Annotated in this window: 22 protein-coding genes, 1 other RNA gene and 14 pseudogenes; 24 read left to right on the forward strand and 13 right to left on the reverse strand. The window is 50.0% G+C overall.

The window, feature by feature from the left end:
* Positions 1-236: 236 nt before the first annotated feature.
* Positions 237-545 (reverse strand): IS630 transposase-related protein, encoded by a 309-nt coding sequence (locus tag ACD630_RS13225; RefSeq protein WP_430359315.1) that lies wholly within the window; start codon positions 543-545, stop codon positions 237-239.
* Between the two features lie 36 nt (positions 546-581).
* On the opposite strand from ACD630_RS13225, the pseudogene ACD630_RS13230 reads away from it, so the two are divergent.
* The 6 genes and pseudogenes from ACD630_RS13230 to ACD630_RS13255 all read left to right on the forward strand — a co-directional run.
* Positions 582-905, forward strand: a pseudogene (locus tag ACD630_RS13230) (transposase); the annotation flags it as partial.
* Positions 904-1,324, forward strand: a pseudogene (locus ACD630_RS13235) (TIGR01212 family radical SAM protein); the annotation flags it as partial. The pseudogenes ACD630_RS13230 and ACD630_RS13235, both read left to right, overlap by 2 nt.
* 85 nt (positions 1,325-1,409) lie before the next feature.
* Positions 1,410-3,758, forward strand: a complete 2,349-nt coding sequence (arcB, locus tag ACD630_RS13240; RefSeq protein ID WP_430359316.1) for an aerobic respiration two-component sensor histidine kinase ArcB — start codon at positions 1,410-1,412, stop codon at positions 3,756-3,758.
* Positions 3,759-4,094: 336 nt separating this feature from the next.
* Positions 4,095-4,262, forward strand: a pseudogene (locus ACD630_RS13245) (isoprenoid biosynthesis glyoxalase ElbB); the annotation flags it as partial.
* A gap of 18 nt (positions 4,263-4,280) precedes the next feature.
* Complete coding sequence (locus tag ACD630_RS13250; protein ID WP_430360140.1) at positions 4,281-4,484, forward strand: hypothetical protein; 204 nt, start codon at positions 4,281-4,283, stop codon at positions 4,482-4,484.
* Positions 4,484-4,705 (forward strand): annotated as a pseudogene (locus ACD630_RS13255) (phage portal protein); the annotation flags it as partial. The gene ACD630_RS13250 and the pseudogene ACD630_RS13255, both read left to right, overlap by 1 nt.
* A 12-nt stretch (positions 4,706-4,717) precedes the next feature.
* Here the strand turns inward: ACD630_RS13255 and ACD630_RS13260 are convergent.
* Positions 4,718-5,251, reverse strand: coding sequence for an IS630 family transposase (locus tag ACD630_RS13260; protein WP_430360038.1), 534 nt, complete (start codon positions 5,249-5,251; stop codon positions 4,718-4,720).
* Positions 5,175-5,540, reverse strand: a complete 366-nt coding sequence (locus ACD630_RS13265; RefSeq protein WP_430359008.1) for an IS630 transposase-related protein — start codon at positions 5,538-5,540, stop codon at positions 5,175-5,177. Before ACD630_RS13265 ends, ACD630_RS13260 begins: the two co-directional genes overlap by 77 nt.
* Positions 5,541-5,575: 35 nt before the next feature.
* On the opposite strand from ACD630_RS13265, the pseudogene ACD630_RS13270 reads away from it, so the two are divergent.
* Positions 5,576-5,677 (forward strand): annotated as a pseudogene (locus ACD630_RS13270) (phage portal protein); the annotation flags it as partial.
* Between the two features lie 22 nt (positions 5,678-5,699).
* Here ACD630_RS13270 and ACD630_RS13275 read toward each other — a convergent pair.
* The 3 genes and pseudogenes from ACD630_RS13275 to ACD630_RS13285 all read right to left on the reverse strand — a co-directional run.
* A complete protein-coding gene (locus ACD630_RS13275) occupies positions 5,700-5,840 on the reverse strand; it encodes a hypothetical protein (protein ID WP_430359317.1) in 141 nt (46 codons plus the stop codon).
* Entirely contained in the window at positions 5,791-5,925 is a 135-nt protein-coding gene (locus ACD630_RS13280; protein WP_430360040.1) for a hypothetical protein, read from the reverse strand. The genes ACD630_RS13275 and ACD630_RS13280 overlap by 50 nt, the downstream gene beginning before the upstream one ends.
* 122 nt (positions 5,926-6,047) lie before the next feature.
* Positions 6,048-6,482, reverse strand: a pseudogene (locus tag ACD630_RS13285) (transposase); the annotation flags it as partial.
* Positions 6,483-6,523: 41 nt separating this feature from the next.
* Between ACD630_RS13285 and ACD630_RS13290 the strand changes: the two are divergent.
* Genes ACD630_RS13290 through ACD630_RS13300 form a run of 3 tightly spaced genes read left to right on the forward strand, consistent with a single transcriptional unit; the run spans position 6,524 to position 7,816 of the window.
* The gene (locus ACD630_RS13290; protein WP_430359318.1) at positions 6,524-6,922 is read left to right on the forward strand and encodes a hypothetical protein; all 399 of its coding nucleotides are present in this window, start codon (positions 6,524-6,526) and stop codon (positions 6,920-6,922) included.
* A gap of 59 nt (positions 6,923-6,981) precedes the next feature.
* Positions 6,982-7,584 (forward strand): transposase, encoded by a 603-nt coding sequence (locus ACD630_RS13295; protein ID WP_430359319.1) that lies wholly within the window; start codon positions 6,982-6,984, stop codon positions 7,582-7,584.
* Positions 7,568-7,816: a hypothetical protein gene (locus tag ACD630_RS13300; protein ID WP_430359320.1), complete on the forward strand. Its 249-nt coding sequence runs from the start codon at positions 7,568-7,570 to the stop codon at positions 7,814-7,816. Before ACD630_RS13295 ends, ACD630_RS13300 begins: the two co-directional genes overlap by 17 nt.
* On the opposite strand, the pseudogene ACD630_RS13305 reads toward ACD630_RS13300, so the two are convergent.
* A pseudogene (locus tag ACD630_RS13305) lies at positions 7,814-8,533 on the reverse strand (IS256 family transposase); the annotation flags it as partial. The gene ACD630_RS13300 and the pseudogene ACD630_RS13305 sit on opposite strands and share 3 nt — an antisense overlap.
* Positions 8,534-8,643: 110 nt before the next feature.
* Between ACD630_RS13305 and ACD630_RS13310 the strand changes: the two are divergent.
* Positions 8,644-9,102 carry an alginate lyase family protein gene (locus ACD630_RS13310; protein ID WP_430359321.1) on the forward strand — a complete coding sequence of 153 codons (459 nt, stop codon included), beginning with the start codon at positions 8,644-8,646 and terminating at the stop codon, positions 9,100-9,102.
* Positions 9,089-9,415, forward strand: a complete 327-nt coding sequence (locus ACD630_RS13315) for a hypothetical protein (protein WP_430359322.1) — start codon at positions 9,089-9,091, stop codon at positions 9,413-9,415. Before ACD630_RS13310 ends, ACD630_RS13315 begins: the two co-directional genes overlap by 14 nt.
* Positions 9,416-9,476: 61 nt before the next feature.
* Here the strand turns inward: ACD630_RS13315 and dolP are convergent, their stop codons facing one another.
* The 4 genes from dolP to ACD630_RS13335 form a co-directional block, all read right to left on the reverse strand.
* Positions 9,477-10,049, reverse strand: coding sequence for a division/outer membrane stress-associated lipid-binding lipoprotein (dolP, locus tag ACD630_RS13320; RefSeq protein WP_430359323.1), 573 nt, complete (start codon positions 10,047-10,049; stop codon positions 9,477-9,479).
* An 11-nt stretch (positions 10,050-10,060) separates the two neighbouring features.
* The gene (gene diaA / locus ACD630_RS13325) at positions 10,061-10,651 is read right to left on the reverse strand and encodes a DnaA initiator-associating protein DiaA (RefSeq protein ID WP_430359324.1); all 591 of its coding nucleotides are present in this window, start codon (positions 10,649-10,651) and stop codon (positions 10,061-10,063) included.
* Positions 10,652-10,731: 80 nt separating this feature from the next.
* Complete coding sequence (locus ACD630_RS13330; RefSeq protein WP_430360041.1) at positions 10,732-11,061, reverse strand: YraN family protein; 330 nt, start codon at positions 11,059-11,061, stop codon at positions 10,732-10,734.
* On the reverse strand, positions 11,058-12,998 hold the full coding sequence (locus tag ACD630_RS13335) for a penicillin-binding protein activator (protein WP_430360042.1): 1,941 nt from the start codon (positions 12,996-12,998) through the stop codon (positions 11,058-11,060). The genes ACD630_RS13330 and ACD630_RS13335 overlap by 4 nt, the downstream gene beginning before the upstream one ends.
* 62 nt (positions 12,999-13,060) lie before the next feature.
* On the opposite strand from ACD630_RS13335, the gene rsmI reads away from it, so the two are divergent.
* The 5 genes and pseudogenes from rsmI to ACD630_RS13360 all read left to right on the forward strand — a co-directional run.
* On the forward strand, positions 13,061-13,954 hold the full coding sequence (gene rsmI / locus ACD630_RS13340; RefSeq protein ID WP_430359325.1) for a 16S rRNA (cytidine(1402)-2'-O)-methyltransferase: 894 nt from the start codon (positions 13,061-13,063) through the stop codon (positions 13,952-13,954).
* 19 nt (positions 13,955-13,973) lie between these two features.
* Positions 13,974-14,352: RNase P RNA component class A (rnpB, locus tag ACD630_RS13345), an RNA gene on the forward strand.
* Positions 14,353-14,441: 89 nt separating this feature from the next.
* Entirely contained in the window at positions 14,442-14,618 is a 177-nt protein-coding gene (locus ACD630_RS13350) for a hypothetical protein (protein ID WP_430359326.1), read from the forward strand.
* A gap of 160 nt (positions 14,619-14,778) precedes the next feature.
* Positions 14,779-15,696 (forward strand): annotated as a pseudogene (locus ACD630_RS13355) (IS256 family transposase); the annotation flags it as partial.
* A gap of 30 nt (positions 15,697-15,726) precedes the next feature.
* A pseudogene (locus ACD630_RS13360) lies at positions 15,727-15,909 on the forward strand (D-alanine--D-alanine ligase A); the annotation flags it as partial.
* 92 nt (positions 15,910-16,001) lie between these two features.
* Here ACD630_RS13360 and ACD630_RS13365 read toward each other — a convergent pair.
* Together ACD630_RS13365 and ACD630_RS13370 are read right to left on the reverse strand one after the other, a co-directional pair.
* Positions 16,002-16,739: a hypothetical protein gene (locus tag ACD630_RS13365; RefSeq protein WP_430359327.1), complete on the reverse strand. Its 738-nt coding sequence runs from the start codon at positions 16,737-16,739 to the stop codon at positions 16,002-16,004.
* 40 nt (positions 16,740-16,779) lie between these two features.
* On the reverse strand, positions 16,780-17,496 hold the full coding sequence (locus ACD630_RS13370) for a hypothetical protein (RefSeq protein WP_430359328.1): 717 nt from the start codon (positions 17,494-17,496) through the stop codon (positions 16,780-16,782).
* A 500-nt stretch (positions 17,497-17,996) separates the two neighbouring features.
* Here ACD630_RS13370 and ACD630_RS13375 point away from each other — a divergent pair.
* The 7 genes and pseudogenes from ACD630_RS13375 to ACD630_RS13405 form a co-directional block, all read left to right on the forward strand.
* A pseudogene (locus ACD630_RS13375) lies at positions 17,997-18,131 on the forward strand (IS5/IS1182 family transposase); the annotation flags it as partial.
* Positions 18,132-18,138: 7 nt separating this feature from the next.
* The gene (locus ACD630_RS13380; RefSeq protein ID WP_430359329.1) at positions 18,139-18,360 is read left to right on the forward strand and encodes a hypothetical protein; all 222 of its coding nucleotides are present in this window, start codon (positions 18,139-18,141) and stop codon (positions 18,358-18,360) included.
* Positions 18,344-18,502, forward strand: a pseudogene (locus ACD630_RS13385) (ssDNA-binding protein); the annotation flags it as partial. The gene ACD630_RS13380 and the pseudogene ACD630_RS13385, both read left to right, overlap by 17 nt.
* 312 nt (positions 18,503-18,814) lie before the next feature.
* Positions 18,815-19,151, forward strand: a pseudogene (locus ACD630_RS13390) (antA/AntB antirepressor family protein); the annotation flags it as partial.
* Between the two features lie 406 nt (positions 19,152-19,557).
* Positions 19,558-19,911 (forward strand): annotated as a pseudogene (locus ACD630_RS13395) (IS5 family transposase); the annotation flags it as partial.
* Positions 19,912-19,932: 21 nt separating this feature from the next.
* Positions 19,933-20,856: pseudogene (gene hemF, locus ACD630_RS13400) on the forward strand (oxygen-dependent coproporphyrinogen oxidase).
* The gene (locus ACD630_RS13405) at positions 20,853-21,323 is read left to right on the forward strand and encodes a YaiI/YqxD family protein (protein ID WP_430359330.1); all 471 of its coding nucleotides are present in this window, start codon (positions 20,853-20,855) and stop codon (positions 21,321-21,323) included. Before hemF ends, ACD630_RS13405 begins: the two are co-directional and overlap by 4 nt.
* Positions 21,324-21,406 lie beyond the last annotated feature (83 nt).

The raw sequence follows: 21,406 nt of genomic DNA on the forward strand, positions 1-21,406 counted from the left end.
ATACTATTGTATTTTTTGTTGAAATGCTTGCCGGGCGCTTTCGTCGGCTTTCGAATGACGTAGAGTTTTTTTATGGCTTTGTTGAATAATAGTGAGTCATGCTGTTTTGCCAAGCCAGTTTTGGTAGAAAATGCTTGTCACCTCAGGTTTACAGTTTTCTTATGAGGCCTAACTGCATGATTTTGCGTTGCGAGGATCTGTCGTTTCACTTGGGGTGCAGCATAAAATATGTTTATTCAACAAAGCCTTTTTTTATAGGTCAATCCCAGCTTTTTAAGAGCTTGCCAAATGGCCTTCTGACAAACGCCAAAACGCTCTGCACGTTCTTTTTGGTAAGCATCTGGATATGGTTCAACATCTTTTATCAACTCGGATTTATCGCTCTTTCGCTGACGCGTGGTCGATGCTTTTGACGCTATTTGATTAATCCAACGCAATACAGAGGCAGGGCCAATCCGAAATTGCTTCGCTGTTTCTCGGATACTCAACCCTTCTTCTTCGCGTGTAGATATCACTTTACGTCTAAAATCAATTGAATAGCTCATTTAAATAATGCAATCAAAATTAAGTCGTTTAGCTATAACACGCGCAATGGCTACTCCACAAAGACTGTTACCACCGGCGATGGTCCGCTGGAACTGCGTACACCACGTGATCGTGATGGTTCCTTTGAACCGCAGTTGGTGAAGAAGAACCAGACCCGTATCACCGGGATGGATAACCAGATTTTATCGTTGTATGCCAAAGGGATGACCACCCGCGAAATTGCCGCTGCGTTCAAAGAGCTGTATGACGCGGATGTCTCACCCGCCCTGATATCGAAGGTCAGCGATGCCGTTATGGAGCAGGTTGTTGAATGGCAAAATCGCCCCCTGGATGCGGTTTATCCCATTGTTTACCTTGACGGTGCAGCGTGCGCATCAGCGTGGTTTACGCGTGTGCAGCCACCTGATTGTCGGGCGAGCGTGCCGAGCACTGTATGACGACGTTGCAACGCGTGGTGGATACAGGCGTTGAAGGCATCAAGCTTCACCCTCTGCATATCGTTGACGGTAGCATTATGGCTAAGGCGTGGCGCGCCGGGCGGTTGAGCGAATTACCGCTGGGCACCTACGTCGCCACGGCCGGCGAGATGATTCGCCATACACCACCAGAGGTCGTGTTCCATCGTATTTCTGCCAGCGCCCGGCGGCCGACGCTGCTGGCACCGTTATGGTGCGAAAACCGCTGGACCGGGATGGTGGAACTGGATTTATACCTTCAGGCTCATGGGGTGCAAGGCTCTGCGCTCGGCCAACCATATCAACCGGTTATCTTAGGGTAATGTTAACGTGTTGTGCTGATTGTCTCACCGCATCGTGCTGAGTTTTACGTTATGATGGCGCTGTGGGTATCCAAGGAAATTCTCTATGAAGCAGATCCGGTTGTTGGCGCAGTACTACGTCGATTTGATGGTAAAGCTCGGGCTGGTGCGTTTTTCACTGTTGCTGGCCTCGGTGCTGGTGCTGCTGGCGATGGCCGTGCAGATGGCAGTCACACTGCTGCTGACCAGCAAGGTCGAAGACATTGATGTCGTTCGCTCCGTATTTTTTGGCCTGTTAATCACCCCCTGGGCGGTCTATTTCCTCTCCGTGGTGGTGGATCAGCTGGAGGAGTCGCGCCAACGTCTGGCTAAGTTGGTGGCGAAGCTGGAGGAGATGCGCCTGCGCGACCAGACGCTGAACGATCAGCTAAAGGGCAATATTGCCCAGCTCAATCAGGAGATTGCCGATCGCGAAAAAGCAGAAGAGGCGCGTCTGATGATGCTGAGCAAGCTCAAAGAGGAAATTGCCGGACGCGAACAGGCGCAGGTGGAACTGGAGCAACAATCAGCGCTGTTACGATCGTTTCTGGATGCATCGCCGGACCTAGTTTACTACCGCAATGAAAATAAAGAGTTTTCCGGCTGTAACCGCGCCATGGAACTGCTATTGGGTCGCAGCCAGAAACAGCTGGTGGGTCTGACGCCGAAAGACGTTTACACCCCCGATGTGGCGGAAAAAGTGATGGAAACGGATGAAAAAGTGTTCCGTCACAACGTGTCACTCACCTATGAACAGTGGCTGGTCTATCCTGACGGGCGCAAAGCCTGTTTTGAACTGCGCAAGGTGCCTTTCTACGACAGAATGGGCAAGCGACACGGGCTGATGGGTTTTGGGCGCGATATAACTGAGCGTAAACGCTATCAGGACGCGTTAGAGAAGGCCAGTAGGGAGAAGACCACCTTCATCTCAACGATCAGCCACGAGCTTCGTACGCCGCTTAATGGCATTGTTGGCCTCAGTCGCATCCTACTCGATACTCACTTGGATGCGGAACAAAAAAAATACCTCAAAACCCTGCATGTCAGCGCCATCACGCTGGGCAATATCTTTAACGACGTGATCGAGATGGACAAGCAGGAGCGCCGCAAGGTGCAACTGGATAATCAGCCTATTGATTTTATTGGTTTCCTGGCGGATTTGGAAAATCTGGGCGGTTTGCTGGCGCAGCAGAATGGGTTGCAACTGGTCGTTGAACAGCATCCGCCGTTGCCACAGCGAGTGATTACCGATGGTACGCGTCTGCGCCAGATTCTGTGGAACCTGCTCAGTAACGCGGTGAAATTTAACCAGAAAGGGAACATTGTGGTGCGTGTCTGGCACGACGCTGGCGATCAGTTGCGCTTTGATGTCGAAGACTCCGGCATGGGCATTCCCGAAGATGAGTTGGAGAAAATTTTCGCCATGTACTATCAGGTAAAAGACAAACATGGCGGTAAACCGGCGACCGGTACAGGCATCGGCTTGGCGGTTTCCAAGCGTCTGGCGCAGAACATGGGCGGTGATATTCATGTCACCAGCACGCAGGGCAAAGGTTCTTGCTTTACGCTGACCGTTACCGCCCCGGCGTTGGAAGATGAGGTGATTGTCGGCAGAGAGGATGAGTTGCCGTTACCCGCGCTCAACGTGCTGCTGGTGGAGGACATCGAGCTAAATGTGGTGGTCGCGCGTTCGGTGCTGGAGAAACTGGGCAGTAGCGTGGAAGTGGCGATGACCGGACAGGAAGCGCTGACGATGTTCGATCCGGACGAATTCGATCTGGTGCTGCTGGATATCCAACTGCCGGACATGACCGGGCTGGATGTGGCGCGTGAGCTGCGCAAAAAATATGCCGGACAAAACGTGCCGCCGCTGATTGCTTTAACGGCTAACGTACTGCGCGATAAAAAAGAATATCTCGATGCGGGTATGGACGATGTGCTTAGCAAACCGCTGGCGGTGCCTGCATTAGCCTCTGTTATTAAACAGTATTGGGACTATCAGGATGAGCCTGAGCAAGCCACCGCCGATGTGTCGGAGCAGGAACCGGTTCGAGAAGCGTTGCTTGATATTCCCATGTTACAACAATATCTGGATTTGGTTGGACCGTCGCTGATCCATCAGAGCGTGGCGATGTTTGAGCAGATGATGCCCGGTTATCTTGCCGTGCTGGATTCCAATATGACAGCGTGCGATCAGAAAGGCATCGCGGAAGAGGGGCACAAAATCAAAGGTGCTGCCGGTTCCGTTGGGTTGCGCCATCTACAGCAGGTGGCCCAGCAAATCCAGACCACGACGCTGCCCGCCTGGTGGGACAACGTGCAGGAGTGGATTGACGAACTGAAACACGACTGGCGGCACGATATTGACGTATTGAAAGCCTGGGTGGCTGAACAGGAAAAACGCGCCCGCAAATAGCGGGTGCACGCCAACGCAGTGCGATAAATCGCGGTGTGGGCATCGTGAGGGAGAGGAAAAGGATTTTCAGGGGCCTAAAAAAATGACCCCGACCGAGGCCGGGGTGCGCGAATTACGCGCCAACACCAGGGAAACTATGCACCTGCTTGATAATTATCAGCAGTTTCAGTTAGCAGGTGCGAGTATTTGCAACGTCGTAAGGTGACGAACCGCTCAAGCAACAAAATAGCAAATGCAGAAATCTTTGTTACAAGAATCATTAAAATGTGTGGTGTAGATTAGTGTTTGTCAATCAAAAAATCAATTAGTTGATGTAATGAAATGAAGGAAAATATGATGAAACGAGTCGGCATCGTTCTGAGCGGTTGCGGCGTCTATGATGGCGCCGAAATTCACGAAGCAGTGCTGACGCTGCTTACCGTCGATCGTGCGGGGGCTCAGGCGGTATGCTTTGCGCCAGATAAGCCGCAATTTCATGTGGTTAATCATCTGACGGGTGAAGTATAGTCAACCGACTTAAAAATGATTACAGCCAATGCCCTGATATGTGGCAAAAAAATACAGCTAGTTGTTATCAAAATAATGTCGCTTGGCTATATTACCTATGACTCTGACCGCACGCGCGGTTCAAATCACGGTGATCTGGCATGGTCAACCATGCTATCAATCATCAATGAACCGCTCGGCCAAGAATTCGGCGGCGGCGGTTTTGCTATGGAGTTCTGATGCGCAAGAAACAGCACAACACACGGGTGGCCAGCACAGCCACTTCCGACACGGCCACGCAACCAGACGTTGCCACTGCACTGAAAAACGAACCCGGTTTAAGCGCGTTCACGTTCGATGGCCCTTATCCGGTGCGTGACAGTTATGACCTGCTGGACAACATGTATTGCGCGGATAACGGGCGTTATTACGAAACCCCGATTGAATGGTATAGCCAAGCGACTTAATTTTGATTACACCATATGGACTGAGAACAAAATCTCTGTATCGCAACCACTCTCTCTTTTTTTGCTTTTTGCTTGTGCCCATTTATGCTCAATGGGGTTAAGATCTGGCCAATATGTAGGCAAATACTCCACCATATACCCTGCATCGATGATGACTTGTTGAATATTATGTTTTTTATGAAAAGTTGCATTGTCCATCACGATTACCCTGTTTTTAGGGAGTACTGGGATAAGGACTTGTGTGACCCAGGAATAGAAAACATCGCTGTTAATATTGATATCAAATAATCCGATAGCAAACAGCGTTGTGCCTAATAAAGCGCCGATAACATTTGTTCTTCCCTTGGCTCCCCCGTTCTTCAGGCCAAAACACCGTTGACCTTTTGGGGAATAGCCGTGAGTCCGTGGGGTATCGTGTGGAAAACCACTTTCATCAATAAAAACAATAGGTTTGCCTTCTTTTTCATACTGTTGTATTTTTTGTTGAAATGCTTGCCGGGCGCTTCCGTCGGCTTTCGGATGACGTAGCGTTTTTTTTATAGGTCAATCCCAGCTTTTTAAGAGCTTGCCAAATGGCCTTCTGACAAACGCCAAAACGCTCTGCACGTTCTTTTTGGTAAGCATCTGGATATGGTTCAACATCTTTTATCAACTCGGATTTATCGCTCTTTCGCTGACGCGTGGTCGATGCTTTTGACGCTATTTGATTAATCCAACGCGATACAGAGGCAGGGCCAATCCGAAATTGCTTCGCTGTTTCCCGGATACTCAACCCTTCTTCTTCCCGTGTAGATATCACTTTACCTCTAAAATCAATTGAATAGCTCATTTAAATAATGTAATCAAAATTAAGTCGTTTAGCTATATGGGCTGGCGCGTTCCTTCGGTAGCGCGTCATGGCACCAGTCAGCACTCTATTTCAAACGCAATGCGCTGACCGGGTGTTTTATTCCGCACCCGTTGTTATAGCCAACCGACTTAATTTTGATTACACCATATGGACTGAGAACAAAATCTCTGTATCGCAACCACTCTCTCTTTTTTTGCTTTTTGCTTGTGCCCATTTATGCTCAATTGGGTTAAGATCTAGCGAAATATGTAGGCAAATACTCCACCATATACCCTGCATCGATGATGACTTGTTGAATATTGTGTTTTTTGTGAAAAGTTGCATTGTCCATCGCGATTACACTGTTTTTAGGGAGTACTGGGATAAGGACTTGTGTGACCCAGGAATAGAAAACATCGCTGTTAAATTGATATCAAATAATCCGATAGCAAACAGCGTTGTGCCTAATAAAGGAGCCTGTTTAAGATTTTGTGTAAATGCCTTTCCTCAGAAGTGACCGTCAAGGCGGTCACCGAACTTGATAATAAAGCGACTCATTGCCATACGCCAGTCCTGTAAGGGTATCGTCCATTTCTGTGATGCCGCCTGGATTGCCAGCCATACGACCTTCTTCACCGAGTCATCAGTCGGGAACACCTTGCGTTTCTTGATTGCATGCCGGAGCACGCTGTTCAGTGATTCTATAGCGTTCGTCGTGTAGATTATAGCCAACCGACATTATTTTGATAACAATTCGCTGTATTTTTTGCCACATATCAGGGTATTGGCTGTAATCATTTTTAAGTCGGTTTGCTATACCTTGCGAAGTTCCTGGGGGTACGAGAAGAATGTCGACAGGTTGGCCCAGTTTGACTGCCAGCTCCGGCTTATCTGCGGATAGCGGTGATCCCATGTCCCACCGAACGTTTCCCGCGCCTGAAGCCATAGGTATCTACACATCTTTTGCAATATCTGCTATTACGTTGCTGCATGATCTCAACTTATCCATCGGCGGGATTGATGCCCGACTTAACCGGCGTTATCAGCGTCTGGTTAAGCAACACATGACTCCCCCAGCACCATTGGCGTCAGCCGTTAAAGATCTTGCCTGCGCGCAGAAAACAACATTCGCCACTACTCAGGCCGGTTGGCGTTTTTTTAATAATGAACGTATTAGCTTCAGTCAGCTCAATGAACCGATTATTTCGCTGGCTCTCCGGCAGGTTGCACTTAGCCCGCATCCATACGCTCCCGTCGTTCACGACTGGTCTCATTTACAGTTTCGTACCCACAATGGGAAAGAAGAACGTTTGAAAATGACGCATGGTGGTGACGTCGGTTATGAACTACAAACCAGCCTACTGCTAATGGTTTACCAATAGCGCCCCTGTCTCAAACTCTAACCGATAGGGCGGGTTGTCGTTCAACGCTAACCGAGGGCTTGTCTGAGAGTCTGACTCATATGGATGCTTTGACGGCTGATATCGCCCGCGTTGAGTCTCTTGATACCGGGAAGAAGTTAGTTCATCTCATTGACCGTGAAGGTGACTCTATCGGGCATATGCGCACATTAAGCTCCCAGGGAATATGTTGGCTTATCCGGGGAAAGGAAGGGCATCGGGCCGAGTGGGGCGGTGACACCCGTAAAATTGGTGAAATTGCAGACGATCTGCCATTTATCGCAAACGGACAGGTTGGCTGGAAAGGGCAAAAAGCCAATATGGAGATCGGGGAAACATCCGTGATCATAACGCGAACAGCAAAAGCGAAGCGGAAAGACAAGAACACCGGACGGCGAGTGAAAGTTCAGCCAGGCGTAGCTCTGATACTCAGATTAGTTGTGGTTCGCCTTACCGATACTCACGGTAAATTTATCGGACGCTGGGCGCTGCTCACAAACGTTAGCAACGAGCTCACCAGCGCGGAAGTCGCTCGCTGGTATTACTGGCGCTGGGGTATTGAATCCTTTTTTAAGCTGCTGAAAGGTGCCGGTCATGATGTAGAAAAATGCCTTCAGCGCAGTGCTGGTGCCCTATTACGCTAGCATGGTATGTGTGCTGGTATGGCGGCTGCAACGCGCTGAAGGAGACGACAATGCGGCAGCCCGTCAGTTAATTTGCCGATTATCCGGACGACAACAAAAACGAGGGCGTAAAGAAAGCGCCCCAGCGCTGCTTGCCGGACTATCCATCCTGCTAAATACCTTGACGTTATTAGCAGACTATACCCCGGAAGAACTTGCCCACTTCGCTATGGTGGTTTTTAACCCTTTATGATGTGTAGATACCTATGGCATGAAGCGCGGCCTCTTCGGTTGGAGCCTGATACACTGCTTTGAGGTCGCGTGTTACCGCCTTATAGTCCTTCCAGGCAACGAAGCGCAGACTGTTGCGCACCATGTGCACGATGCACAGCTGGATGCGTGCTTCCGGGTAGACCGTGTTGATGGCATTAGGGAACCCTTTCAGGCCGTCCACACAGGCAATGAGGATGTCGGTCAGGCCACGGTTTTTCAGTTCTGTCAGCACGTTCAGCCAGAACTTTGCGCCTTCATTTTCGGACAGCCACATCCCCAGTAGCTCTTTCTGCCCTTCGATATTGATACCCAGCGCCAGGAACACAGACTTATTGATAACGCGCCTGTCCTGCCGGACTTTCAGAACGATACAGTCAAGGTAAACAATGGGATAAACCGCATCCAGGGGGTGATTTTGCCATTCAACAACCTGCTCCATAACGGCATCGGTGACCTTCGATACCAAGGCGGGTAAGACATCCGCGTCATACAGCTCTTTGAACGCAGCGGCAATTTCGCGGGTGGTCATCCCTTTGGCATACAACGATAAAATCTGGTTATCCATCCCGGTGAGCCGGGTCTGCTTCTTCTTCACCAGTTGCGGTTCAAAGGAAGCATCACGATCACGTGGTGTACGCAGTTCCAGCGGATCATCGCCGGTGGTAACAGTCTTTGTGGAGTAGCCATTGCGCGTGTTATAGCAAAGCGACATTATTTTGATAACAATTAGCTGTATTTTTTGCCACATATCAGGGCATTGGCTGTAATCATTTTTAAGTCGGTTGGCTATATTTCTCCACCCGCATTGTGGATGCGCTGATTATGCTGCGCGACTACCAAGGATGGAAAAAAGAGGATGATGCGCAGATGCGTGAGTGGATGACTGCCTATCTGGGGTGGTTGCAGAGCAGCAAGCTGGCGAAGCGGGAATCGGAAGCGAAGAACAACCACGGTAGCTGGTACGCCGCTCAGGTAGCCGGTATTGCCTGGTATCTCGATAAGAAAGATGTGGTCTCTGCGATGGCCGCGCTACAGCGTACCAAGCTGAATCACCAGATTCAGGATGACGGCGCGCAGCAGGAAGAGCTTTCTCGCCCCCGTTCCTTCCACTACAGCTATTTCAACCTGCAAGCCATTACCAACATGGCGATATTGGCAGACAAGGTATGGCCAAGCGACATTATTTTGATAACAATTAGCTGTATTTTTTTGCCACATATCAGCGTATTGGGTGTAATCATTTTTAAGTCGGTTGGCTATAGGTGAAGATCTGTGGCGTTATCGCACGCCGCAGGGCAGTGGTATCGCTAACGCCTTTAATTTCTTGGCCCCTTATCTGGACAAAGATAACCGTTGGCCTTACAAATCGTTCGATCAGAAAAGCGCACGATTAATTCCCCTGATGCTGCGGGTAGATGAGGCCAAGGGCAATACGCGTTACCGTATTGAAAAAGCAGGGTTTTCCACCTTCCTGTCCGGTATGAACCGTGACAAGCAGGATGTTGGCGGCGAAATTGGTCAAGAGACGCGCCGCGACGTTTGGTTGCTCTCTTCGCTGGCCAGTGCGCCTAGCGCGTAATTCGGATGCTGGAAAATGAAAAAGGGTGCCTCGGCACCCTTTTTCTTGCTACGACGTGCGATTATTCCAAGAAGGTGAACGCCATCGTCACGTGTTTCACGCCACTCACTTTGCTGGCAATTTCAGCAGCGGAACGCCCTTCGCGCTGGGTGACCAGACCCAGCAGGAAGACTTCACCGTTCTCGGTCGTCACTTTCACGTTGGATGATTTTACCGTGTCGGTGGCAAGCAACTGGGAACGCACTTTGGTGGTGATCCAGGTATCCATGGAAGCGGTGCCCATAGATACCGGGGTGCCTTTGCGGATCTCGTTATAGACTTCCCTCGCACCATCTACACCCATGGCTATCTGTTTCGCCCGCCTGGCTAGGTCGGTGGTGGGGGCCTGACCGGTCAGTAACACCTTACCCTGATAGGCTGTCGCTACGATGCGTGCATCTTTGGATAACTGCTGATCTTTGCTGATAGCGTTAGAGACACGGACTTCCAATGTACCATCATCCACCTGCGTGCCTACAGTGCGTGGGTCGGTTACAGTCTTGGTGGCAACAGCACCGCCAACGGCAGCGACGCCAATACAACCTTGCAGCAATAGGGCGACAGACAGCACGGCAAATGCAGAACATATCCTCATGGGGGTGCTCCTTAATAGTTCTGATGTGGGAAAAGGGAATTATCAATCAAATCGCACAGGCAATTAACGGTCAGCATGTGCATCTCCTGCACACGCGCACTGCGATGTGAAGGTATACGTATTTCAACATCCTGCGAGCCAAGCAGACCGGCCAGTTCCCCGCCATCGTAACCGGTCAGCGCGACAATCGTTATATCACGCGTCACCGCGGCTTCCACGGCTTTCACAATATCTCGGCTGTTGCCTCGGGTGGAGATCGCCAGCAAAATATCGCCCGCTTGCCCTAATGCACGCACCTGTTTTGCGTACACTTCTTCATGCAGACGATCGTTTGCTATCGCGGTTAAGACTACATTATCCGCATTTAGTGCAATCGCCGGTAAACTGGGGCGCTCCGCTTCGAATCGGTTGATCATGCTGGCGGCAAAATGCTGTGCGTTAGCGGCGGAAGTCCCATTGCCACAGCACAGGATTTTGTTACCGTTGAGTAATGAGTGCACCAGCGCAGTGGCTGCTCTGGCGATCGCATCGGGTAGGACTTCCGCTGCGGCGATTTGTGTTTGAATACTTTCGGTGAAACAGACTTTTATTCTATCCAGCACGGTGCATTAACCTATTTTCCAAGCGATCCATTGAGCAATGCGATCTTTTCTCTGACAACGACAGCGTCCAGATGCGGTGTTTACGCGCCAAAGGCGTTTGGCAACCAATCATAGTGTTCGCAGGTAATCGCCAGTATATCGAATCGGCAGCTTGTCGTGTCAAAACTCTGCTGTCGTTGCGCCAGCCAGAGCGTAGCAGCATGCAATAACCGCTGTTGCTTGCGGGGCGTCACACTCTCCACTGCCGAACCAAATTGCGCATTTTTGCGGTAACGTACCTCAACAAAGACCCTGGTGTGTCCATCCCGCATAATCGAATCCAGCTCACTGCCGCGACAATTCACGTTGGCGACAACGAACGTCAGCCCGGCGTGGTGCTCATAGTGCGTGCCTGTCGCTCGCAGATTCAGGGAACGGGCACCAACTGGCCCTGGCGATATTGCAGCCAGGTTAATTGGCGGTTGATAACGCAATCTGCACTGGCCGTTAACGTGCCCGTTGCGCCAGTAATTTGCTGGCTGGACGACTGACGTAAATCAGCAAAGTGGTTCGCCAACGCCCAAGCATCCATCCCCATGGCATAGAGACGCACCAGTGAGTAGTCATTCTTGAACTGGCTAGCCACTTGTTGCATCAGCGCCGGGTTGCTGCCTGCCAGCAAGGGGATCTCACTGAACTGAAGGCCTTCCATTTCAAGACGGAAATCTGGCCCCAACCCGGCTTGGAAACTACGCGAACTGGCATATAATGCCGGGCGTGATTGCGAGGTGGTGCGCATATCGATCATCGGTTTAATTAACGCCAATTCATCCGGCGTCGCCAGAATGTAAACCGCATCGACATTGCCGCTGCCGCTGGTACTGAGGGTGGGTTCAATCTGTGCAGGGATGGTTAACCCGCCGATGGTCGTGCCTAGTTGTGCCGCTGAGGACATCACATTGACTGGCTGACCGTTCAGACTCAACCCCGCACCGCTGTTGATGGCCTGTTTCAGCTCTGCCGTATTACCAAGGCGTTGTTGCAGCAGCGTATTACCGCCCTGACTTTGCCAAGCTTGGGCAAAGGCATTAACCACGCGATCGCCCAACGCGCCGCGTGGCACCAGCAGCAGCGGCTGTTGTTTGCCTTGGCGGTGAATAAATTGCGCCGCGTCGCACGCTTCATCTTCCGGTGATAGGGCGAAAAAGCACATGTTGGGAGTGTTTTGCACATGCTCGGGCTGATTGAGCGCCAGAATGTTCATGGTGGTTTGCTGACTGGTGAGTTGCTCAACGTCGTTTTTCAGCAATGGTCCAACAATCAGTGATGCGCCATCCTTCTGCGCTTGTGCGACCAAATTAGCTACGGGTTGCGACGTGGTGTCGTAGACTTTCACAGACACGCCGCTGGATGGCGTGGCATACGGGGCACTGATTGACGTTACCGTTCCGTTGTCAGCTGCTGCGGAGGCCGTATCGGCATGCGCGCTGTACGCCATGCTGGCCTGACCGCTTTTCGCCGCATTAAAGCCCAGTTGGATGGCATTGGCGAACACCTGTGCCTGACCGTTGAGCGGCAGCAGCAGGGCGACACTACTGCCGATACCACCACCTGCTACCGGCAAGGCGGTCTGGCCTGATGCCAGCGGCGTTGGCAGCGTTTGTGCCGCTGGGTGGCGCGGATAGCGCGTTTGCCAGTCGCTCAGTGCGGCTTTCAACTGGTCGCTCGACTCGCGGTTGTTCTGGTAGGTGGTGAGCAAATCCATCCATCCGGCCAGCACGTTCTCATTGGCGTTGATCAGCACACTACTGGCTGCCTGCACAGACATCTGTGTCAGAGCAACCCAAGTCTGAGCGATATTTTTTTGATGCTCATCGCCTTTGAGCTGCGGTTCTTGGGCGATATAGGCACGCAGCAAGTCAGCAGAAGGCTGGCCTTGATGTGCGTTGATCTGCACCTGATAGTAACGTGCTTGTTGATCTGCGGAGAGTGCACTGACGTCCAGCCCTTGCAGTGCGGCGGTTGTGCCGTTGCTGGCGGCGGCAATTTCCGCTTTTAGCAGTTGCTGCTCACGCTGTTGCGGTTGTGCCAACTGCGCAGGCAATGCGTTGAACTGTTCGGTTGCCTGAGGGAGCTTTCCTTCCTGAACCAAGGCACGAATCGCAAGTAATTGCCAGCCAGCCTTGTTATTATCTCGGCTTTGCTCCATTTGTTGCAGGTAGTAGTAAGAGGAAGCTCCGGCCTGACCTTGAACATCAGGTGAAGGCGGCTGTGGCGCCTGGCTTGGACATCCCGCAAGAAGCAGCGCCGCGAATAACACAGACGCGATACGCCCTGTTTGCGAACAGACGAAATGATTGGGAAGCATACTGTATCCAGTGGTTTTTTTATAAAGATGCTCAATATTAAATCGGCAACCCGGATGAAACAATGAATCATGAACAACAAGCAGACATTTCTGCATCCACGCTTTACATTGTGCCAACACCGATTGGTAATCTGGGCGACATCACAGAACGTGCGCTGAGCGTACTGCGCGGGGTGGATGTGGTTGCCGCAGAGGATACGCGCCATACCGGCCTGTTATTGCAACATTTTGCCATCAGTGCGCGCTTATTTGCACTGCACGATCACAACGAACAGCAAAAGGCCGATCATCTGCTGGCCAAGCTTCAACAAGGACAATCCATTGCGCTGGTGTCTGATGCGGGGACGCCGCTGATTAACGATCCTGGTTACCATCTGGTGCGCCGTTGTCGTGAAGCGGGCGTGCGCGTGCTGCCATTGCCGGGGCCGTGCGCGGCGATCATGGCGCTGTCGGCGGCGGGCATTGCTTCGGATCGTTTTTGTTACGAAGGATTTCTGCCCGCCAAAACCAAAGCGCGACAGGACCGTTTACTGCAGCTGTCTGAAGAGACACGCACGCTGATTTTCTACGAATCTACCCACCGCTTGATTGACAGCTTGGCCGATATAACAACGGTACTGGGGGAAGCGCGTTATGTGGTGCTGGCGCGCGAGCTGACCAAAACTTGGGAGTCGATTCAGGGGGCCCCGGTGGGTGAACTGTTGGCCTGGGTGCAAGAAGACGAAAATCGCCGCAAGGGTGAGATGGTACTGATTGTCGAAGGTTTCCAACCGGATGAGAGCGCGCTGTCAGCGGAAGCGCTGCGTACCTTGGCGCTGCTGCGCGCTGAATTGCCGTTGAAAAAGGCGGCGTCGCTGGCGGCGGAAATCCACGGCGTGAAAAAGAACGCGCTGTATCGTTATGCGTTGGCGCAAAATGAGGCGGATGACGACGCAGAGGATGACAATCGAGACTAATTCGCCTATCATTCGCGCCGAAGTTGACCAGACAGTCGCCGCTTCATGGTTGTCCCTTTCGGGGGATACGCGTGGAGGGGAGGAAAGTCCGGGCTCCATAGGGCAGGGTGCCAGGTAACGCCTGGGAGGGTAAAACCTACGACCAGTGCAACAGAGAGCAAACCGCCGATGGCCCACGCAAGTGGGATCAGGTAAGGGTGAAAGGGTGCGGTAAGAGCGCACCGCGCGGCGGGTAACCGTTCGCGGCACGGTAAACTCCACCCGGAGCAAGGCCAAATAGGGGTTCACATGGTACGGCCCGTACTGAACCCGGGTAGGCTGCTTGAGCAAGTGCGTGAGTGCTGGTCTAGATGAATGACTGTCCACGACAGAACCCGGCTTATCGGTCGACTTCACCTTTTAAAAAACCCCGTCTCGGCGGGGTTTTTGCATATTACCCCCCTCATTACAGCAACTAGGCATACTTGGCCGGAGCTTTTCTTGGTATTTGCTGTACAAAATGCACGCTAATATAGCCAACCGACTTAAAAATGATTACAGCCAATGCCATGATATGTGGCAAAAAATACAGCTAATTGTTATCAAAATAATGTCGCTTAGCTATATTAGCCCCTTTACCGACGGCAGGCCGCTATCGACTAGGCTGTGTCCATTAATTACATAACCGGATGTAAAACAATCGGATACAGCCCAGTTTCACCATTGCTAGATAGTTTCTTGCCATTTTTTCATATAGCAAACCGACTTAAAAATGATTACAGCCAATGCTCTGATATGTGGCAAAAAAATACAGCTAATTGTTATCAAAATAATGTCGCTTGGCTATACCATGGCTGTACCTGCGAGGCATATCCACCGGTGATTTTCACGAAGCCCTGAGGGCGCTTCTTGGTGAAAAAGCTAATGGCCTCTCTGCCAGTACCATCAGCAGACTGAAACAGCAATGGCTTGAAGAGCACAGGCAATGGTGCCTGCGTGATTTAAGCGATACGCGCTACGTTTATTTCTGGGCCGATGGCATATACAGCCATGTCAGGCAAGATGATCGCCTTTGCCTGCTGGTCATTATCGGCGTCACTGAGCATGGACGTAAGGAGCTGATTGCGGTCGAAGATGGTTATCGAGAGTCAGAAGCAAACTGGGCCGAACTTCTTAATGGCCTGCGAGCACGTGGCCTAACCGTATCTCCCAAGCTGGCTACGGGAGACGGTGCCCTTGGTTTTTGGAATGCAATGGCAAAGATATTCCCGGACACGCAGCACCAACGCTGTTGGGTGCACAAAACCGCTAATGTGTTGGCTTCACTCCCCAAAGCCATGCAACCGAAAGTTAAGGCTGAGCTGCGGGAGGTTTGGCTAGCAGAGAGCCGCGATGCCGCTAATGAAGCCTTTGATGTTTTGTTGGCAAGGTTTTCAGTGAAGTATCCTGCAGCGATGAAGAAGCTGGAGAAAGCTCGAGAAGAACTGCTGGCATTCTACGACTTCCCGTCAGAGCACTGGGCGTCAATAAGAACGACAAATCCGATTGAATCGGCTTTTGCGACTGTGAGGCTACGAAGCAGAGGCGCGAAGAACGGTGGTTTGAGAGAAACAACCCTGTCAATGGTATTTAAGCTGCTCCAGTCAGCTCAGAAAAGCTGGAACCGACTAAGAGGATTTGACCTGCTGACCCTGGTTGTAAGCAACGTCCAATTTAAGGATGGAGAACAGATTCACGAAGCATCAGAGCGGAACGTAGCCTGATCGCCATACACCAGATTTGCTAATGACTCCACGCCGGACGATGACGTGATTATCAATGAAGTGAATATGCTGCCCGGCTTCACCAATATCAGCATGTATCCAAAACTGTGGCAGGCTAGCGGCCTAAGCTATACCGATCTCATCACCGCATTGATCGAGTTAGCGTTAGAATGGCAGGAAAACGATCGCGCGCTGGCAAGTTCTGTTCGATAACGGATACGCCCGCCATATACCTATTATCCCTCTCACCAGACTTCGAATAAACCGCGTCGAAGTCTGGAATAAGCAAAATAGATATTCCGGCTTTACATGTAATCGCTATCTAACTGATACAGCGACCTCAATGAACCGGTGATGACGGTAAGTACATAATTTCTTCGATTCTCATCAATGGGGAACCGATCGTTTATATCGTCCCTGAGTATGTCCATCATATCCATATTTATCAGACCGTGTGCAAGAAATTCTCTTCTGATATCTGCATTATTCTTCAGAAAGAAACAGCTATAATCCATAAGCTCGTCTGCGCCAAATCCTGCCTTGGTTTTGATGTCTTTGTAATCAACGTAATCAACCGCAAAGCGTGCTTCATGACGTTTCATGTAGTCATACACAATGCGCTCATAATTGTCCACTACCGGTAATCCAGGCATTTCCAATCCAGCGAGTGAGAGCCCATTTTTATCAGAACAAAAGCTAACAATATCCTCATTGCCAATCGAGAAGGTGTACAGGCTTTCACTGGCACTGTGCGGCGTTTCACGGATGCTGAAAAGATGTTGATGTTCAACATCCGCCAGTCTTTTTAATTGTTCAAAACAATAAAATCTGTTGTTTGTTTTAGCACTATTCCCTTTATTGCTATCGCCATGAATAAGGGTGTAAAACGTATTGACGACATCTTGCTTTTTGCAAGATTTAAAAAGATCAATAAATCTATCCCATAGGCTAATTTTCGTTGCTTTCATTTTGTCATTGTACATGACAAGATTAGACAAGTTTTTACTATTTAAAACTGAACTGCCTAAAAAGCCCACGTTCATAGTTGTACCATCTCTTCAATATGCTGGAATACGCTAAAAATCAATTCACATCCACAAATGCTATTTGATAATAGGGCTTATTATCTTTAAACATAATCGGTTTTATATCATCTTCATGATTCACTGGTGCAACTTGCACTTTTGCTTCATTCTTCACAGGAAATAATTTATATTCTTCAAAAATATGTTCATCAAGACCTATATCGATAGAATTTCTTTTGAAAACGTCTCTCACTGTTTCAGGCTCTCTTTTCATACTGGCAGAAAACCCTTGAAATGCATTCCCATGTTTATTAAGTGGATTGTAAATGGGACCACCTTGATATTTAACCACGTTATTTACGCCACGCCGCTCATCTGCAAGGCTTCTGATAAAGCCGGGCCGCGTTGATGCGTTACTTTTCGAGAGCCCCTGAAAGGTATTTCCATGTTTATTAAGTGGATTATAAATGCGGCCACCCTGATATTTTACCGGATTATTTATGCCACGTTGCTCATGCGCAAGGCTTCTGATATAGCCTGGCTTCATGGGCATAGCCATCTTCGGCATTCCCATAAAAAGTGTACCCTGTTTATTCAGGGTCGACGCAATGTTCCCTTTTTTAAAACCAAATTGTAAAACACACGATGTGTTGTCAATGGAGTGTAGTTTTTTTGCTAATGCTGTCGAGTTATTATACCCTTCGCCATCACTAGCAGAGATCTGCTGGGCATTTAAAACACAATGGTCCAGTCGCTTTAAATTTACTATAGTCATATTTTTCCTTATTGCTCTAATATCAAGTGAAAAAATTGAACGATATCATTGGATATTGTATGTTTCTTCTTAGCATAACTATTAATAATCGGCTTTTCACAAAAACAGGGGCTTTGTTGAATAATAGTGAGTCATGCTGTTTTGCCAGACAGTTTTGGTAGAAAATGCTTGTCACCTCAGGTTTACAGTTTTTTTATGAGGCCTAACTGCATGATTTTGCGTTGCGAGGATCTGTCGTTTCACCGGGGGGGCAGCATAAAATATGTTTATTCAACAAAGCCAAAAACAGGCCAAAAAAGGGAGCCAATCGATCAGATACTACTCGCATAAAAACATTGAGTTACAACGCGTAAGATTGTTGTTTTTAACAACGTCAACGCTGGATAAAAAGATGAATTGAATAGCGATCATAACCAACGCACAGAGGCTTTGTTGAATAAATAGAACTTTTGGGTAATCATCGGAGCAGATCAACACAGTTGTTTCAAAATCAGGTCTCCATGGCAAAACAAAATTTTAAAATCACCAACTGGCCCTCTTATAACAAGGCCCTCAAGCAGCGCTGTTCTCTAACCGTATGGCTAGATGAATCAGCCATTGCTGCATGGACGGAAAAAAACACTATAGCCAACCGACTTAAAAATGATTACAGCCAATGCCCTGATATGTGGCAAAAAAATACAGCTAATTCTTATCAAAATAATGTCGGTTGGCTATACTGAACGGCGTGGACGACCACTCCACTACTCAGATATAGCCAACCGACTTAAAAATGATTACAGCCAATGCCCTGATATGTGGCAAAAAAATATAGCTAATTGTTATCAAAATAATGTCGCTTGGCTATATATGGGCGATGGATAACAATTTCGGCAAACGCATTAACGCGTCACTGGGCGGCGTCCAGTTCCTGCGCGATGGTGACGCCTTCGCTGGCGGCGGTGTAGCGACGCCGGATGACTTCGAGAATATGAGCGAAGGCGCTGACGCAGAAGCGTTGATTTAAACTCACTCACCACCCGGCACAAACGCCGGGTGTTTTGCAACAAGTAACCCTTTTCGCAAAACAATTATTGAGGATTGACATTATAGGAAGTCGGGGGCTATAGTCCGCTTCAGGTGCTCAACACACCAATAGAGCGGAACTCCGCACCCGACAGTCTTGCGGTTTTTTTACGTCCATAGATTATGGTCGGGTAGCGAGCAGTCTATACAACACCTGCTTTGGTGGGGAAAACTGCTGGCCGTCTCTATTCGGTGTTGAAGTACCCGACCACCCTATCAACAAGGGCAATCAACGCAAAATAGAGGACGTAAAATGACAACACAACTCATCCCCGTTTTCAAAGGAACTATAAGTAACGAATCCACCCTACTTTGTGATGCACGCGAGCTACATGAATTCCTTGCCTTTTGCAACGTGGATTACCGAACGGATTGCGGAGTTTGGTTTCGTTGAAAATCAGGACTACATAGCTATTTCCCAGAATCGGGAAATAGGTCACGGACGAGGCAGAAAGGACTACCACCTCACCCTGGACACAGCCAAAGAACTGGCAATGGTGGAGCACAACGACAAAGGCCGTCAGGTTCGCCGTTACTTCATTGAGTGTGAAAAGCTGCTGCACCAACAATCCTCAACGGTCATTGCTCCGCACAGGGAATGCCTGCCTAAGATGGTTTACCATCACCAGAGCAAATACAACCCTTACGGTGCTTATGTATGGAACGGTGAAAAGAACGTTTATATCGGAGTTTACCCGACAGTGGACGACGCAGTCGCAGCGCAGCAACTCTTCTACAAGAATGGCCATGTGAAGCGCATTCGGAAAGTCCAGCCGGAGATCAGTGACGCGGAAAAAGAGATGTTCATCGGCAATCTGCACGCCGTTTTGCATAATTTCAGGCGTATTGATGAAATCTGGCGATCCCGTCTACGTCCTGCCCTCGAGGTCATGGACTCAAAACTGGTATAGCCAACCGACTTAAAAATGATTACAGTCAATGCCCTGATATGTGGCAAAAAAATACAGCTAATTGTTATCAAAATAATGTTGCTTGGCTATACGACTCCTGGACGGAATTGGCGTGCAACGCCAGAACGGCAGCATGAAGCGTCGTGGCCATGCAGTACTGGCTGACAAAGCCTACTCTGGGAATGCACTACGTAACGAGTTGAAAAAAAGAGGGATAAAAACGGTTATTCCCCGAAAATCAAATGAAAAACTAGCTTCAGATGGACGCTCGCAACTTGATCGTGATGCTTATCGCCGTCGCAACGTTGTGGAAAGGTGTTTTGGCCGTTTAAAGGAATATCGACGGATCGCCACACGTTATGAAAAAATGGCAAGAAACTATCTAGCAATGGTGAAACTGGGCTGCATCCGCTTGTTTTACCGCCGGTTACGCAATTAAGGGACACAGCCTAACACCGTCATGAGTCAGCCTGATATTTCCGCCGTAAAATCCTTTTTACTGACGCTGCAAGACACCCTTTGTCAGCACCTTGCCACCGCGGATGGCAAGAACGGCTTTAATGAGAAGTGTTGGCAACACGCCGCTGGCGGCGGTGGGCGCAGCCAGGTGCTGACCCAGGGGGCGGTGTTCGAACAAGCAGGCGTCAATTTTTCTCACGTGATGGGCGCCACGCTGCCCCCTTCGGCCAGCGCGCACCGGCCCGAGCTTGCCGGACGCCGCTTTCAGGCCATGGGGGGGTCTCTGGTTATCCATCCGTTAAACCCGTATGTACCCACCAGCCACGCTAACGTACGCTTTTTCGTTGCGGAAAAAGAGGGTGAAGCGCCGGTATGGTGGTTTGGCGGTGGGTTCGATCTCACCCCGTTCTACGGCTTCACTGAAGACGTCGTACACTGGCACCAAATCGCGCACGATCTTTGCCAGCCGTTCGGTGACGACGTTTATCCGCGTTACAAAAAATGGTGTGATGATTACTTTTTTCTCAAGCACCGTAACGAGGCACGCGGCGTCGGCGGGCTGTTTTTTGATGACTTGAACACGCCAGATTTCACCACCAGCTTTGCGTTTATGCGCGCCGTCGGAAACGGTTTTCTCGACGCTTACCTGCCGCGCGTCGCGCGACGCGCGGCATTGCCCTAGGGAGAGCGCGAACGCCAGTTCCAGCTATACCGCCGCGGGCGCTACGTTGAGTTTAATCTGGTGTGGGATCGCGGCCCGCTGTTTGGCCTGCAAAGCGGCGGAAGCACCGAATCCATCCTGATGTCGATGCCGCCGCTGGCACGTTGGGAATACCAATATCAACCAGAGCCGGACAGCCCGGAAGCCACACTTTATCGGGATTTTTTACCGGTAAAAGATTGGTTAGCTAAGGAGCTTGCATGAACGACAATACCGACGCAGAACCGCAAATTTGGGTGGATGCTGACGCTTGCCCCAATGTGATTAAAGAGGTGCTGTATCGCGCAGCCGATCGTACACAAACCCGTGTCATTCTGGTCGCCAATCAGTCACTGCGCACGCCGCCGTCACGTTACATCTCGTCAGTGCGCGTTGCCGCCGGGTTTGACGTGGCGGATAACGAAATCGTCAAACGCGTCAACGCCGGGGATTTGGTGATTACCGCCGATATTCCGCTGGCAGCAGAGGTGCTGGAAAAAAAAGCCGTGGCGCTTAATCCGCGCGGTGAAACCTACACGCTCGCCACCATCCGTGAACGACTGACGATGCGCGATTTTATGGATACGCTGCGCGCCAGCGGTGTGCAAACCGGTGGACTGGGTGTCCTCAATCAGAAAGATCGCCAGCGCTTTGCCAATGAGTTGGATAAGTGGCTGCGCCAGCGGCGTTAATTCCCTGATAAAAAACAGCCCGGCATACTGGGCTGTTTGCTGTAGGGCAATGCTATAGTAAAACGACTTAAAAATGATTACAG

Origin of the sequence: Symbiopectobacterium sp. RP (assembly GCF_050472005.1) — a bacterium.
GTDB lineage: Bacteria > Pseudomonadota > Gammaproteobacteria > Enterobacterales > Enterobacteriaceae > Symbiopectobacterium.

Bases quoted from the DNA above. Each gene is read 5' to 3' on its own strand.
- ACD630_RS13275 (WP_430359317.1), bottom strand. From the start codon at position 5,840: ATGCAGGGTATATGGTGGAGTATTTGCCTACATATTTCGCTAGATCTT.
- arcB (WP_430359316.1), top strand. From the start codon at position 1,410: ATGAAGCAGATCCGGTTGTTGGCGCAGTACTACGTCGATTTGATGGTA.
- ACD630_RS13265 (WP_430359008.1), bottom strand. From the start codon at position 5,540: ATGAGCTATTCAATTGATTTTAGAGGTAAAGTGATATCTACACGGGAA.
- ACD630_RS13405 (WP_430359330.1), top strand. From the start codon at position 20,853: ATGAACGACAATACCGACGCAGAACCGCAAATTTGGGTGGATGCTGAC.
- rsmI (WP_430359325.1), top strand. From the start codon at position 13,061: ATGAATCATGAACAACAAGCAGACATTTCTGCATCCACGCTTTACATT.
- ACD630_RS13250 (WP_430360140.1), top strand. From the start codon at position 4,281: ATGATTACAGCCAATGCCCTGATATGTGGCAAAAAAATACAGCTAGTT.
- ACD630_RS13335 (WP_430360042.1), bottom strand. From the start codon at position 12,998: ATGCTTCCCAATCATTTCGTCTGTTCGCAAACAGGGCGTATCGCGTCT.
- ACD630_RS13380 (WP_430359329.1), top strand. From the start codon at position 18,139: ATGATTACAGCCAATGCCCTGATATGTGGCAAAAAAATACAGCTAATT.
- dolP (WP_430359323.1), bottom strand. From the start codon at position 10,049: ATGAGGATATGTTCTGCATTTGCCGTGCTGTCTGTCGCCCTATTGCTG.
- ACD630_RS13365 (WP_430359327.1), bottom strand. From the start codon at position 16,739: ATGAACGTGGGCTTTTTAGGCAGTTCAGTTTTAAATAGTAAAAACTTG.
- ACD630_RS13370 (WP_430359328.1), bottom strand. From the start codon at position 17,496: ATGACTATAGTAAATTTAAAGCGACTGGACCATTGTGTTTTAAATGCC.
- ACD630_RS13225 (WP_430359315.1), bottom strand. From the start codon at position 545: ATGAGCTATTCAATTGATTTTAGACGTAAAGTGATATCTACACGCGAA.